16 protein-coding genes are annotated in these 12620 nt (G+C 36.0%); 10 read left to right on the top strand and 6 right to left on the bottom strand.

The features are described 5' to 3' along the window. The first annotated feature begins 248 nt into the window (after positions 1 to 248). The 7 genes from GX497_02455 (at position 249) to GX497_02425 (ending at position 4037) form a co-directional block, all read left to right on the top strand. Positions 249 to 722, top strand: coding sequence for an SMI1/KNR4 family protein (locus GX497_02455; protein HHY72090.1), 474 nt, complete (start codon positions 249 to 251; stop codon positions 720 to 722). Positions 723 to 818: 96 nt separating this feature from the next. Further along, complete coding sequence (locus tag GX497_02450; GenBank protein ID HHY72089.1) at positions 819 to 1250, top strand: hypothetical protein; 432 nt, start codon at positions 819 to 821, stop codon at positions 1248 to 1250. Positions 1251 to 1392: 142 nt separating this feature from the next. Beyond that, positions 1393 to 1719 (top strand): hypothetical protein, encoded by a 327-nt coding sequence (locus GX497_02445; protein HHY72088.1) that lies wholly within the window; start codon positions 1393 to 1395, stop codon positions 1717 to 1719. Positions 1720 to 1777: 58 nt separating this feature from the next. Beyond that, positions 1778 to 2014 carry a hypothetical protein gene (locus GX497_02440; GenBank protein ID HHY72087.1) on the top strand — a complete coding sequence of 79 codons (237 nt, stop codon included), beginning with the start codon at positions 1778 to 1780 and terminating at the stop codon, positions 2012 to 2014. 89 nt (positions 2015 to 2103) lie between these two features. Further along, positions 2104 to 2742, top strand: a complete 639-nt coding sequence (locus tag GX497_02435; protein HHY72086.1) for a hypothetical protein — start codon at positions 2104 to 2106, stop codon at positions 2740 to 2742. A gap of 138 nt (positions 2743 to 2880) precedes the next feature. Further along, positions 2881 to 3102 carry a hypothetical protein gene (locus GX497_02430; GenBank protein ID HHY72085.1) on the top strand — a complete coding sequence of 74 codons (222 nt, stop codon included), beginning with the start codon at positions 2881 to 2883 and terminating at the stop codon, positions 3100 to 3102. A gap of 353 nt (positions 3103 to 3455) precedes the next feature. Next, positions 3456 to 4037, top strand: a complete 582-nt coding sequence (locus GX497_02425) for a DUF4256 domain-containing protein (protein HHY72084.1) — start codon at positions 3456 to 3458, stop codon at positions 4035 to 4037. Positions 4038 to 4113: 76 nt separating this feature from the next. Here GX497_02425 and GX497_02420 read toward each other — a convergent pair whose 3' ends face one another. Beyond that, a complete protein-coding gene (locus tag GX497_02420) occupies positions 4114 to 5376 on the bottom strand; it encodes an MFS transporter (GenBank protein ID HHY72083.1) in 1263 nt (420 codons plus the stop codon). Positions 5377 to 5500: 124 nt separating this feature from the next. Here GX497_02420 and GX497_02415 point away from each other — a divergent pair, with 124 nt between their 5' ends. Next, complete coding sequence (locus tag GX497_02415; GenBank protein HHY72082.1) at positions 5501 to 6409, top strand: LysR family transcriptional regulator; 909 nt, start codon at positions 5501 to 5503, stop codon at positions 6407 to 6409. A 255-nt stretch (positions 6410 to 6664) separates the two neighbouring features. Here GX497_02415 and GX497_02410 read toward each other — a convergent pair whose 3' ends face one another. The 3 genes from GX497_02410 to GX497_02400 all read right to left on the bottom strand — a co-directional run bounded on the left by GX497_02410 (position 6665) and on the right by GX497_02400 (position 9110). After that, entirely contained in the window at positions 6665 to 7573 is a 909-nt protein-coding gene (locus tag GX497_02410) for an EamA family transporter (GenBank protein HHY72081.1), read from the bottom strand. A gap of 232 nt (positions 7574 to 7805) precedes the next feature. Continuing rightward, positions 7806 to 8030, bottom strand: coding sequence for a sulfurtransferase TusA family protein (locus GX497_02405; GenBank protein HHY72080.1), 225 nt, complete (start codon positions 8028 to 8030; stop codon positions 7806 to 7808). Between the two features lie 12 nt (positions 8031 to 8042). Then, on the bottom strand, positions 8043 to 9110 hold the full coding sequence (locus tag GX497_02400) for a YeeE/YedE family protein (protein HHY72079.1): 1068 nt from the start codon (positions 9108 to 9110) through the stop codon (positions 8043 to 8045). 269 nt (positions 9111 to 9379) lie between these two features. Between GX497_02400 and GX497_02395 the strand changes: the two genes are divergently transcribed. Next, positions 9380 to 10705 carry an HlyC/CorC family transporter gene (locus GX497_02395; protein HHY72078.1) on the top strand — a complete coding sequence of 442 codons (1326 nt, stop codon included), beginning with the start codon at positions 9380 to 9382 and terminating at the stop codon, positions 10703 to 10705. Positions 10706 to 10783: 78 nt separating this feature from the next. Next, positions 10784 to 11755: a proline dehydrogenase gene (locus GX497_02390; protein ID HHY72077.1), complete on the top strand. Its 972-nt coding sequence runs from the start codon at positions 10784 to 10786 to the stop codon at positions 11753 to 11755. A 41-nt stretch (positions 11756 to 11796) separates the two neighbouring features. Here the strand turns inward: GX497_02390 and GX497_02385 are convergent, their stop codons facing one another. Next, on the bottom strand, positions 11797 to 12084 hold the full coding sequence (locus tag GX497_02385) for a YxcD family protein (GenBank protein ID HHY72076.1): 288 nt from the start codon (positions 12082 to 12084) through the stop codon (positions 11797 to 11799). Beyond that, positions 12072 to 12518, bottom strand: coding sequence for a hypothetical protein (locus GX497_02380; protein HHY72075.1), 447 nt, complete (start codon positions 12516 to 12518; stop codon positions 12072 to 12074). Before GX497_02380 ends, GX497_02385 begins: the two co-directional genes overlap by 13 nt. Positions 12519 to 12620 lie beyond the last annotated feature (102 nt).

Genomic DNA, 12620 nt, shown 5'->3' with positions numbered 1-12620 from the left:
CTTCATCATGTACATAGAACTGAATGAATTGGATTAGTTGGAACGCCGTATGAGATGAAAGTCTCACGTACGGTGTGAACGAGGGGAAAAGGGAGCGATAACCTCAAACCCTTACCTATTCGTATGAACAAGGAGCAGTCGCTTTTTTGCTAACGGGCAGTTTAGTTCAAAATGAATTATTCGATAAGCAGGATTTAATCGAACTCAATCGAACTCTAAATAGATAAATTGAAATGGGAGTATGGAAAATGACAAATAATGAAATCATTATCGGAGCCAAAAGACTTGTAGAAAGAATTATGTCTAAATATCCAGATTTTGTTGGCAAAACTGCAACCGAAAGTGATTTAGAAAAATTAGAAAAAGAACTTAAAATAAAATTGCCGAAATGGTATATCGAATTATATACTACCGTCCCTTTAATAGATGCAGAGTTCGGAATCCAAGAAGATGAACCTGATGAGGATTATGATGGGGTTTCATATATTATATGGGGAGGTGTGGATGACATAATTGATGAAAGCACTAAATATGAACCAGGAATATCGGCATTAGAAGATGGATATGTTTTTTCAGCAAGTTGTTCACACGGAAGCGGTGACCCTATATATATCAAACTAAATTCAAATCTTCCAAGCGTATTTCGAATATACCACGATGATTATTCGAAAAATGAATTAGCAGATGACCTTACTTCTTTGTTTAAGAGCGCAATAATCTAAACAGTTCGGTATTACTTATCTTCTTCAATTATTTGGGGCAATTCTAAAAAAAGTGAGTGATCCATTAACATAGCCGATCACTAAGGGAGTACCTATATGGATAAAGAAATTATTCAATATCACTTCGATGAGTTATTAAAGACACTGATTATATTGTCTTCTCCAGCGGAAAAACAAAAAGATATAATGGGATTTGGGAATGTAGGCGAAGATATGCTGGTTGACTTTGAAAGCCATTTCAATGGTGTTATAGCTAATCACTATGTAGAAACGGGATTTCTATCTGCTAATGAGATAAAGAAACTTGAAGAATATGATAGGTTTCTTGATAAGAAGTGTAATGGGCAAGTGATAGAAGTTTTTACAAATTTTGATAAATTAAAAAACAATTCAGTCTGGGAAGAGATTAGAACTGAGACCTTTAAACTCCTAAAATACATCAGTAAAGACAATCTGGATATTGAGATTACAAGGGAAATTGATAAAAATCTCGAATGGACCATAACAAAGTTGATTAAGAAAAAGTGAGCCATATTTATTAAACAATCGGGGGCATTAACGAAACAACGTAGATTGTTAAAATTGCGGTCTTTTTTTACTAAGCACTGTTATTTTAGTAAGAACAGTCTGATAAAGTAGTCATGAAACAGTCTTAAAAAGGGTTGGTTATATGGAGAAGTATCCGTTATTTATTGATGTTTTGCCCCAGATGACAAACAGAATTAAAGAATTTTTTATTTCCAAATCCAGAATTGACTTGTCAAATCAGGTTGATAATCTTCGAATAAAAGGAATTTGTGAGTGTGGCGACCCCGATTGTGGTTCTTTTTACCTTACTGGATATAAAAAGGACAAGGGAGAAATCGAAGGTTTTCAATTCGAAGAAATTGGAGCAATTGAGGTTTACGAGGGTAAAATCAGTTTTATTGAAATCTTCCCCAGTAATTTTGGTTATGAAATTCGTTCAATATTAAAGGAGTACAAATTATCTCATTGAACGTAGGCTTTAATAAAAATCTAAGCTATAAGACTGATTAGCAACCAGTCGTGAAATTATGATTATTGAAATTGACGGTTATGATTATCAAGTTCTGCTTTCGGGTAAAAAGTGTCCCAAACAAAAGTTAAAGCAAAAATATTTACAAGCAAAAAAATTAACCTTTGATATAAAAGACCTTCCAAATGTATTTTGTAGGTTACATAATTTTGAACAATTACCTCATGACAGTGATGTTGAGGTTGAGTTTGTAATTGATACTGATACGGACAGAATTTATTCGCCTTCTTATTAAGCTAAAGGGGGGATTGTTGGAACAGCAGTAATGCTTTTTTAGAAACGAAGTATTAATAGTGAAGAAGTAATAAGGGGTGCTTTAGTTTAGTGTTTTATCATTCAATAAAAAAGAAAATTAGAGGTTGGAAACGTCATAAAAGAAAAATTGGGACATGGAAACAGAATTTCATTAATTTAGATATGGATGCAATAAGGGAGTATAACAGAGATTATTCAAAGCTATGGATACATCCATTTTATGCAATTCCAAGGTTAAATCCTCCAACTTGGTATAATCGCCTTCTTTTAGAAGCGATGATAGACGTGTACTTGGATTGGTTTGAGAAAATGAAAAATGAGAATCAGGATTTTTATTTGAAAATTTGGCTTTATGAACCTAATTTTATAAACTCTCAAGTTGTTGTTGCGTATAAGGACTTCTTTAATTTTTATGATAATACGTTTGATAAACACACCAAAGAAAAGGCATTTCCGATTGAGAAATATGCTACTTTAAAAGATAAATTAGATTTATTCAACTGGGAGCCTCATATAAATGCTAATATATATCATCTAAGAGATTTAGAAGAGGATATTCAAGATGGAATAAGGACAGAAGAAGAAGTAAGAGATATAATAAATCAATCTTATAAAACCGAAGAAATCGAACTTAATAGTTATGAGGAAGAAATTATTTATAAAGTAAATGTTGGTGATGTTTGGGTCGGCTCTTTAAAGAATAATTGATTTTTCATTAACGGAGGCGATAGCGCAACAGAGCTGTTGCTTCCTCAACTGTAGAGCAGGTTAGTAAAAGAAGCAACATCCAATAATTAACCAAAGTCTAGGTGAGGTTTGGTACAATGGAATACAGAGGTGATTATATTGAGATGGATAATTGGAACAATGGTCGGTTTTTATATCCTTAATTTTTGGATTTCTCCTATAATTCAGCAGTTTATATTTCCTTGGGGTGGTGTTCCTGAAACACATTTACATCCAATTTATATGGGGCTAATTTTGCTTAGTGGACTTATTGTAGCTTGCACAAAAATTATTTTGGAAGAAATTAAAGGGAAAAGTAATAACATTAATATTGATAGATAGAGTTGTTTAAGTAAATGGTAGCTTTAATGGAATAAGCCCATAATAAATGTAACATCATTTCACCAATACTTTGATTTTCAAGCTACCTTCTAATAGTTCTCGGGGAAGGCTTTAGCAAATAGAAAAGGAATCCTTTTTTCCTAATACATTATTTTACTAATAATGTGGGAGGGTAATAAAAAGAGGTGAATGTTTTTATGCGCTTACACGGTTTCTTCCTGTTTCCTTTGCACAGTAAACGACTATTAACTTTTTTAATATTTAATCTCCCCCAAATGTCCTTAAATAATCATAAAAAGAAACTAATTTCTCTGATTCAGTTCAATTAAACATTATTGAAGGAGGAAACTACCGTGATCAAGGGAAATAAGGTTAGCGATAATAAGGAGTTTTCACTAGAGCAACGTGAGGATTTACTTAAAGTATTGAAAGTCCGTTTTGAAAAAAACATGAACCGACATAAAGGTCTTGAGTGGGCTAAAGTCCATGAAAAGCTGGATGCTAATCTTGAAAAACTGTGGTCACTCAATGAAATGGAAAGAACTGGCGGTGAACCAGATGTTATTGATTATGATGAAAAAAAGGACGAATACATTTTTTTTGATTGTTCAGCGGAAAGTCCTAAAGGTCGCAGGAGTGTTTGTTACGACCGTGAAGCGCTGGAGTCAAGGAAAAATCATAAACCAGAAAATAACGCTATTGATATGGCAACTGCCATGGGTATTGAACTATTAACGGAAGAACAATATCGAGCGTTGCAGAAACTTGAAAATTTCGATATGAAAACGTCGAGTTGGGTGCAAACACCATCTGATATTAGAGAACTCGGCGGTGCCCTTTTTTGCGATCGTCGCTTCGGGCATGTCTTCGTATATCACAATGGTGCAGAATCTTACTATGCTGCCAGAGGGTTCCGTGGCTCGCTAAGGGTCTAAATTTTGCACGGAAAAAGTCCTGAAATAGTTCATGTACTGTTTCAGGACTTTTTTAATATCTGTTACCCATAACCGGTTAGGTTTGCTCACTATTATGCTGTTCACCTATTTTTATTTGCTTATTGAAGGAAAGATGTTGTGGCAATGTAATCGATGCTAGGCTGGCAATAATGGACAGTGCACCAGCAGTGATAAATGCATATAAATAAGTGCCAGAAGCATCATATAGCCAGCCACCAAGAAATGACCCCAAAGCTGCTCCAATTTGATGTCCGATAAAGTATGCCCACCCATTTAAGATTCCAAGTAAACGTGTTCCATAAAGGTCGCTTAAAATAGCGGTAGACATTGCAATAGAGCCTGACCATACTAATCCGCCACTAAATGCTACAAGAAAGAGCTGCCATTTCGTGGCTGCTAAAACTAAACCGATTAACCCAAGGCCGCGAACAAAATACACTAGGAATAAAATATTTCTCCTAGGAAATCGATCTGCTACATGTCCTAAGACGACTGTACTGAACATTGCAACAATACCAATCATGCCAACGCCAAAAGAAGCAATCATTGGGTCAAAACAATGGTTTACCAACATAGGTACGCCATGAGAACCTAAAAGATTCATCCCAAATCCACAGGCAAATAAGCCGAGAATGATTTTCCAATAGGCATTTGTCTTTACTGCATCCCTCATACTAATATTTGCTGGTTCTTGTTTTACTAGATTACGTACTGCTCCTGTAGTGTCAGCCCCTTCTGGTACATTTTCTCGCATAATAAAAATTGCCGAAGGAGCAATGATGCAAATGAATACTCCTGCAAATATAAGAAGAGTGTGCTTCCAGCCTACAAGTTGGATTAACCATGTTTCAAGAGGAGTCATAACTGCAATGCCTGCCATTCCGCCTGTTGCCAGATAAAAAAGTGCTTTTCCTCTTTGTCTAACAAACCATTTACTGATAATCGGAGATAATGAAATATTGCTTAAAAAGGAAAGCCCAAGCGATAGAAAAACACCAAAGGAAAGTAGAAAAGAAACTGGCCCTGTAGCATTTATGGCCCATACAATCGATAAACAAACAATAATTACTCCTGTTACTATCATAAATCTACTACTTAACGTTTTCAAAAGCAGTCCTGCTATTGGCATTCCAACTCCATAAACAATCATCCCGATTGCCACAATGAATGATAGCTCCGTTCGAGATAAATCTAAGTCAGCCATAACTGGTTCAACAAAAGGTCCAATTCCCATTCGCAATCCCATTGAAAGCAAAACAATAACTGTAGCACATATAACAATATACCAACCATAATAAGGACGTTTGCCGTTATTCATAATCCGTACTCCTACCTTTCTATATTAAAAGATTATAATACGGCATAATTGATAAGAAAAATATATATATGCTATTGTAGGTATAACAATTACTTATTTCGCAAATGAAGGTGGTCGTTGAAGAATGGAGCTTAAGCAACTAACTTACTTCGTTGAAGTGGCAAGACTAAATAATTTTACAAGAGCGTCCGAACGATTAAATATAGCTCAGCCAGCTCTCTCGCAACAAATTGGTAATTTGGAACAGGAACTGGGCCTCAAGCTTTTTAAACGAACTGGCAGAGGGGTAACCTTAACAGAGGCTGGGGAGCAATTCTATATTGGTGCTGAAAAGACTTTAGCGGAGGCACAAAGGGCAAAAGATTCAGTTAAAGGGTTCATAAACTACCCGCACGGTAACATTATAGTAGGAGCGCTAGAGTCCCTAGTGCAAACTAGGCTGCCAAGGTTGCTCGTGGAATTTGGGAAAGAGTTTCCTAAGATTAAAGTGTTTATAAGGGAGAACACTACTGAACCGTTGCTAGATGCTCTCAAAAAGGGGGAATTAGATCTTGCTTTGGCCCATGCAGTGGATATTAAATACTCAACGCATTTAATAAATTTAGTTGCGCCAAAGGGAATTTGTTCAAAGCCTCTTTATCAAGATGAATTGGTTTTAGCTGTAACCAAAGGACACCCACTAGAGAAGAAAAAAGCAATTTCTATTAAAGAACTTAGTGAAGAATCATTTGTATCCTTTAAGGAGGGGTCCGGAATTCGTTCGCAGCTTATTGCGACGTGCATGAGAGAAGGCTTTGAGCCACTTATTGCATACGAGTGTGCCTCCCCACGAACACTAGTAGCGGAAGGACTAGGGGTTTCGGTTCTCCCGCGGTTAATGGCAGAATCTCCGGGCCCATCAATATCTATTTTATCCTTGGACCCTCCTCTTTCACGCTGGGTTTCTGTCTTTTACTTTGAGGGACGATATTTATCACCGTGCGCTAAGATTTTTTTGCGTTTTGTGGAAAAATACCTTGCTTCCGAAGCGTAGGTACCTATTTTCGGAATTTGGAGCCTTGGATGGGGATTATAGCCTTGTGTTTATTCAATATTAATTTCGAAATATGTTTCTGTTAAATTGTAGTGAACAATATGGCTCTATTGTGCATTACGATGAAAAAATATAATAAAAATAGCAACTCAATGCTCTGCGCGAAATGAATTGCTATTTTGCATTTTTCAATATTTTTTAGTTCTCAATCGGTGGGGATAGTGCAAATGCCATTCACTATTCTTATTAATAAAGTTATAGCTCATCCGCAACCCCAAGCAGAATGATACCTAACATGACAACGATGATGACAGCGTAATGATTTTTGCTTAGTCTTTCCTTTAGAAAAATTCTTGAAAGGATGACCGAAAAAATGCTATAGGATGCAATTAGTGGTGCAGCGATAATTGCATTTTTGGCCATCGCAAAAACATAAAAAAATTGTCCAGTTGTTTCAAAAATAGCTGCTAAGCCTTTATCACGCTCTTTGAAAATAGCAAAGTCTACTTTTTTGATGCCTTTTAAAAATATAAAGGCAATTGCACCACAAATGAAAAAAGTGAATTCATAGGCAAGAAGGGCTGAATCTTCACTAATAAGCTTCATTTCATCGAGATAAATTCCATCAGCAAAAGTTCCAAGACCATCGATAACACAATATATAATCGGAAAAGTAATCGCCAAAAAGCCGATTTGATATTTTTTATCGATTGGAGCTGTGCTTATTTTAAGGGCTATTACTTCAGCTCTTTTTTCTAAGAAGGCAAGACCAACGACACCAAAAGTAATAATAGCTATACCTGCTACATCAATGAAACCAAGGTCCTGCGGGAAAAAGATGAATAATAAGATGGCAGTGACTGCTCCTGAAGAATTTTGCACAGGTGAAGCAATGGAAAGCTCAATATACCTTAATCCGATATAACCAATCGTCATTGATAAAATATAAAGTCCAGAAACAGGTAAATATCTTACCATATCAAATGGATCAAACGCGATTCCTTTCAAAAGCATGTAGGCTGTGCCATGAAGCCCCATGACTAAGCCTACAATCGTGACAATTTTAAGGTGACTGTACTTATCGTCGCTGTTGGATCCTTTTTTATAAAATAGGTCAGCACTACCCCAAGCTAATGCTGTTAAAAGCGAAAAAATAAACCACATTGTTTCTTCTCCCTTGTTGTAAATTTTGTATTAAGCAAAAAAAATAGGCATGATGAGCATCACACCTAATTATTATAATTGGAATGGTTCGTTATAAGAAGTAAAAATTTCAAACTAATTGCTAGGTAAAGAACTGCTCCATATTAATTCCCCTTATTTATGTAGTAAATTATGGATTCTTAATAATTAAAGCTCTGGGACCTTTAACAATTCCCAGAGCTTATATAATGTACTAATTTTTCTGCACAGTAATGGTCCAAGCTGCTTCGCCGATTTGCTCAAAATTGGTGATTTTATGGCCAGCTTCGGCAGCCCAGCGAGGGATACTATCTGTTGCTTGTGTGCAATCAAATTGAACGATTAATTCGTCTCCTGAATGCAAATCCGCAATTGCCTTTTTTGCCTCTACTAATGGAAAAGGACAAACTTGACCCATGACTTCTAATGTTTTTTGCAAGATTCATTCCTCCTATGCAGTAACTGCTGATTTCGCTGTAATAGTTTTCTTTTTAACACTAACTCGAACAAACATGAAATAGGATGCAGACCAAGTCCCTAAAATCATAAACATTAATCCAACCCAACCTTGCCATGTCATCATGGCCGTCATAACTAAACCATTACCGATGGAACATCCACCAGCTAGGCTAGCACCAAAGCCCATTAAAATTCCGCCAATGAAACTTGTAACACCTGTTTTTGTATCAGGCATTCTAAAGCGAAATTCGCGACTTGCCTTTGCAGCTATAAAAGAGCCGAGAAAAATGCCAAGTACGAGGAATACGCCCCAGTTTAAAATTTTAACATCGCCGCTCACCAAGTATTGTAAAATATTAGCTGAAGGAGTTGTGATTCCAAGCCCAAAAACCCTTCCAGTTGCGGCACTGAGTGGCCAAGCAAGAGTTGCAATTAGTCCAACTAAAATGGCTGTAAAAAATGGATGCCAACGTTTTTCAAATAAGAGATGAGCTAGACCAGTCCGCTTTGGCTTCATCGCAGGAATAACAACCTTTGGTTTTCTTAGTTCCTTAACTACAATGGCAAATACAATTGCTACAAAAATAGCGATTAATACCCAAACAGAAATTCCGAAACTTTCGGAAATAGAGTTTGTTGGGAGTTGAGTAGTTTTAAATGATTCATTAACAGTTGCTAATGGTCCAGATTTCATAATGGCGCTCATTAGCATGTAACCGGTTAGTGCAATCCAACTGCCAATAAGACCTTCACCTGCGCGGTACCATGTGCCTGTTGCACAACCGCCTGCAAGAACTATCCCAATTCCGAATATAAAAGCCCCAACAATAACGGCTGTCCATGGAAAGGCGCCTGCAGAATACTCGAATTTTCCGATCTGAATTAACGAATAGACACCAACGCTTTGGACAGCAATGGCAATTAATAAAGCATAAAACATACGATTATCTTTTGCTATATACATATCTCTAAATCCGCCAGTTAAGCAGAAACGGCCTCTCTGCATCACAAATCCAAGCAATGCCCCACAAAGTAACCCGGTGAAAATCATCTGTACCATATTTCTGTCTCCTCCTTAATAACCGAGTAATTTGATTTGAATTATATTATTTATAATAATTAATGGTTTTGAATAAGTCAACAATATTTTTAAAATGAGTTTTTGATGCATTGAAACCTCATTGGGAATGATAAATAGAGAACCGTGACACAATAATTTTAATGTTCTAAAATACATAGCCACATAAAGCACCATTTTATATGCAAGAAATTTAAATTTTGATAAAGTAATGATTGTAGAAAATATTTATATATTTGGGGGTAGATTTCTTGGGCGCCGAAATATTCGTACTCCTTGTACTAATTTTGTTAAATGCATTTTTTGCAGCATCTGAAATGGCACTTGTTTCGTTAAATGATAATAAGATAAAGGTAATGGCTGATAGCGGGCATAAAAAAGCAAAATTAGTTCAATCTCTTTTAATGGAGCCGAGCCGCTTCTTAGCAACGATTCAAATTGGGATTACAATTGCTGGATTTTTGGCGAGTGCTTTTGCTGCAGGGAGCTTTGCCGGAAGGTTGGCGGAATATCTCTATAACTTAGGAATGCCGATTGCTAAGGGGACACTTGAAACGATTTCTACTGTAGTGATTACATTGGTTTTATCTTATTTCACGTTAGTATTCGGTGAACTCGTTCCGAAAAGACTTGCTTTACAAAAGGCAGAGCAGATTTCATTTATTGCAGTCACTCCATTAACGGTGCTATCTAAAGTTAACTATCCTTTTGTTAAGTTTTTGACATTGTCTACAAATGTAATTGTAAAGATGTTTGGCCTTGACCCTAATGCCGATGATGAAGACGTTACAGAGGAAGAAATTCGGATGATGGTCGATGTAGGACAAGAAAAAGGGACCATTCAAGAAGCTGAAAAAGAAATGATAAATAATATTTTTGAGTTTGATAATAAAACGGTTTCTGACATTATGACCCATAGGACAAATATTGTGGCCATTCCCGCTGACTTTAGTTTGAAAGAAACACTTCATATTGCAAATGTTGAAAAATATACAAGAGTGCCTGTATACGAGGAGAATATTGACAAAATTATTGGCATTTTGCATGTTAAGGATTTATTCCAATTTATTGAGAGTGATAACCAAACCTATTTCAATTTACGTGATTTAGTCCGTGAGCCTTATTACGTTTTAGAATCGATTAAAATTGATCAATTATTTAGGGATATGCAAAAAAGTAACACCCATATGGCGATTGTTATTGATGAATATGGCGGGACAGATGGGATTGTTACGATTGAAGATTTGATTGAAGAAATTGTTGGTGAATTATTTGATGAATATGATGAGCCTGAGCTGGATGTAAATGAGGTTGAAGTAATTGATGAATTTCATTATATAATGGCTGGGACAATGAATCTCTATGAAGTAGAAGATATCCTTCATGTCGACCTGCCAACGCACGATTATGATACGTTGAGTGGATTTATGATTGGACAGCTTGGCTATATCCCAGCAGTTCATGAGCGACCAGTGATTGAGTATAAAAATATTGAGTTTGCTGTTAAGGAAATGAATAATCGGCGCATCATCAAAGTGAAGGTTAGTGTAAAAGAAGCTGTACGAGATGGAGAATAATGGAGTTAAATGGCTGACGTTGAAGTAGCCCATTTCTTAATAGGAGCGGGCTTATTTTTGAGTAAGGGAGTAAACGCTATGTTAAAAGAATTTTTTATTGGCCTTTCGCAAAACCAATTTTTAAATAATGCTGCCAAAAAATATGGGTTAAAATTAGGTGCGCAAAGTGTCGTAGCGGGTACAAATATACCAGAAGTCATTAAAAGTATTAAAGAGCTCAACTCCAATGGGATTTCTTGTACGGTCGATAATCTCGGGGAATTTGTATATAAAAAAGAAGAAGCAATTGAAGCAAAAGAAAATATTCTCAAAGTAATTGAAGCGATTCATGAAAATCAAGTTGACGCCCATATTTCATTAAAGCCGACGCAATTAGGGTTAGATATTGATTTTGATTTCGCTTTAGCGAATTTATGGGAAATTCTCGAAAAGGCAAAGACTTACAATATGTTTGTAAACTTTGACATCGAAGATTCAGGCCATCTTCAGCCTGCCTATGATGCTCTCGATGTGCTTTTGCGGGATTTTGATAATGTTGGTACAGTTGTTCAAGCTTATTTCCATAAAGCACAGGAATATACTGAGAAATATAAAGATTTACGCATTCGGATTGTAAAGGGTGCCTATAAAGAACCGGCCGAAATTGCGTACCAAGACAAAAAAGATATCGATGCTAATTATATTAAGATTACCGAATGGCATTTATTAAACGGTAAATTCACATCAATTGCTACACATGACCATCATATTATTAACCATTTGAAAAAAATTGTGGAGCAACATAATATCCCGAAAGATAAATATGAATTTCAAATGCTTTACGGCTTTAGAAGAGAATTACAACTACAGCTAGCGGAAGAAGGCTACAACTTCTGTACGTATGTGCCGTTTGGAAAGGATTGGTATGGTTATTTCATGCGCCGCTTGGCGGAAAGGCCGCAAAACATCAATCTTGTTGCTAAATCAATCTTTAATAAGAAAACAAATACAATAATCGGTTTAACAGCAGGTGCGTTTATTTTAGGAAGGATGAGTAAGAGGAAAAAATAAAAAGCTGTCAACCGACAGCTTTTTCTAACGATTTTGGCCCATCAATTAATAACAGCAATAATTCCTTCATCATCATCAAGCACGAGCTGAATACCGGCATAAGGATCGCTGTTAAGAAATTCTTCAAGCCATAGGCGCAGAGCTTCAATTAAGTTTCCAGCTGTTAGGATTTGCTGGCGTCCATCAACATAAACTTCCGCAGAAAAGCCGTAATCATCATCATACTGCAATTCTACTTCTACCTCTTCAGGCTTTACTTGCCTTTTACGGGAAATATAAATGCATGTTGCATTTATAATATCTTGCTCCGAAATGACTAGCCTCTCCATGGATTAATATCCTCTTTTTTCTTTTTATTTTTGAAGTAGTTGAAAATACCGCGTATCACTGCAATTAAGACAACAATCGCAAGGACATTAATTAACAAGCCTAGAATTGATCCCAAAAATCCCATATTGGCGAATAAACTTCCGAAAAGTAAACCAGCCAAACCTCCAAGCATTAAGCCCTTCATGAGGCCGCCTTTATTAGTTTGATTTGGTGTAGCAGCAGACTTATTTGTTTTAGGTGAGTCAGGTTTTTTGTTTTGGAAATAAGAGTTGTTATTGTTGTTATTTGGTTGATTTTTATTGAGGTTAAACCCTTTCTTGCCTGAGCTGTATTTTTTTGCATCAACCGTTGTCGGCTGGTCTTGAAAAATGACAGTTCCTAACGGTGTAAAAATAAGTGTTGCCGTAATGATCGCTGCTAATAGTTTTTTCATTAAAAAAATCCCTCCATAATTTCCTGTTATACACCATTCTATAGTATTTACGTTAAAAAATGAAATAAGTTTCACTTTTTTTATTTTTTCATTACGACTTTT

Origin of the sequence: Bacillus sp. (in: firmicutes), from assembly GCA_012842745.1 — a bacterium.
Lineage (GTDB): Bacteria > Bacillota > Bacilli > Bacillales > Bacillaceae_J > Schinkia.
This window is presented reverse-complemented; position numbering and strand designations above follow the sequence as displayed.

Coding starts and splice junctions, on each gene's coding strand:
- GX497_02455 (HHY72090.1), top strand. CDS start 249: ATGACAAATAATGAAATCATTATCGGAGCCAAAAGACTTGTAGAAAGA.
- GX497_02450 (HHY72089.1), top strand. CDS start 819: ATGGATAAAGAAATTATTCAATATCACTTCGATGAGTTATTAAAGACA.
- GX497_02445 (HHY72088.1), top strand. CDS start 1,393: ATGGAGAAGTATCCGTTATTTATTGATGTTTTGCCCCAGATGACAAAC.
- GX497_02440 (HHY72087.1), top strand. CDS start 1,778: ATGATTATTGAAATTGACGGTTATGATTATCAAGTTCTGCTTTCGGGT.
- GX497_02420 (HHY72083.1), bottom strand. CDS start 5,376: ATGAATAACGGCAAACGTCCTTATTATGGTTGGTATATTGTTATATGT.
- GX497_02415 (HHY72082.1), top strand. CDS start 5,501: ATGGAGCTTAAGCAACTAACTTACTTCGTTGAAGTGGCAAGACTAAAT.
- GX497_02410 (HHY72081.1), bottom strand. CDS start 7,573: ATGTGGTTTATTTTTTCGCTTTTAACAGCATTAGCTTGGGGTAGTGCT.
- GX497_02400 (HHY72079.1), bottom strand. CDS start 9,110: ATGGTACAGATGATTTTCACCGGGTTACTTTGTGGGGCATTGCTTGGA.
- GX497_02390 (HHY72077.1), top strand. CDS start 10,784: ATGTTAAAAGAATTTTTTATTGGCCTTTCGCAAAACCAATTTTTAAAT.
- GX497_02385 (HHY72076.1), bottom strand. CDS start 12,084: ATGGAGAGGCTAGTCATTTCGGAGCAAGATATTATAAATGCAACATGC.
- GX497_02380 (HHY72075.1), bottom strand. CDS start 12,518: ATGAAAAAACTATTAGCAGCGATCATTACGGCAACACTTATTTTTACA.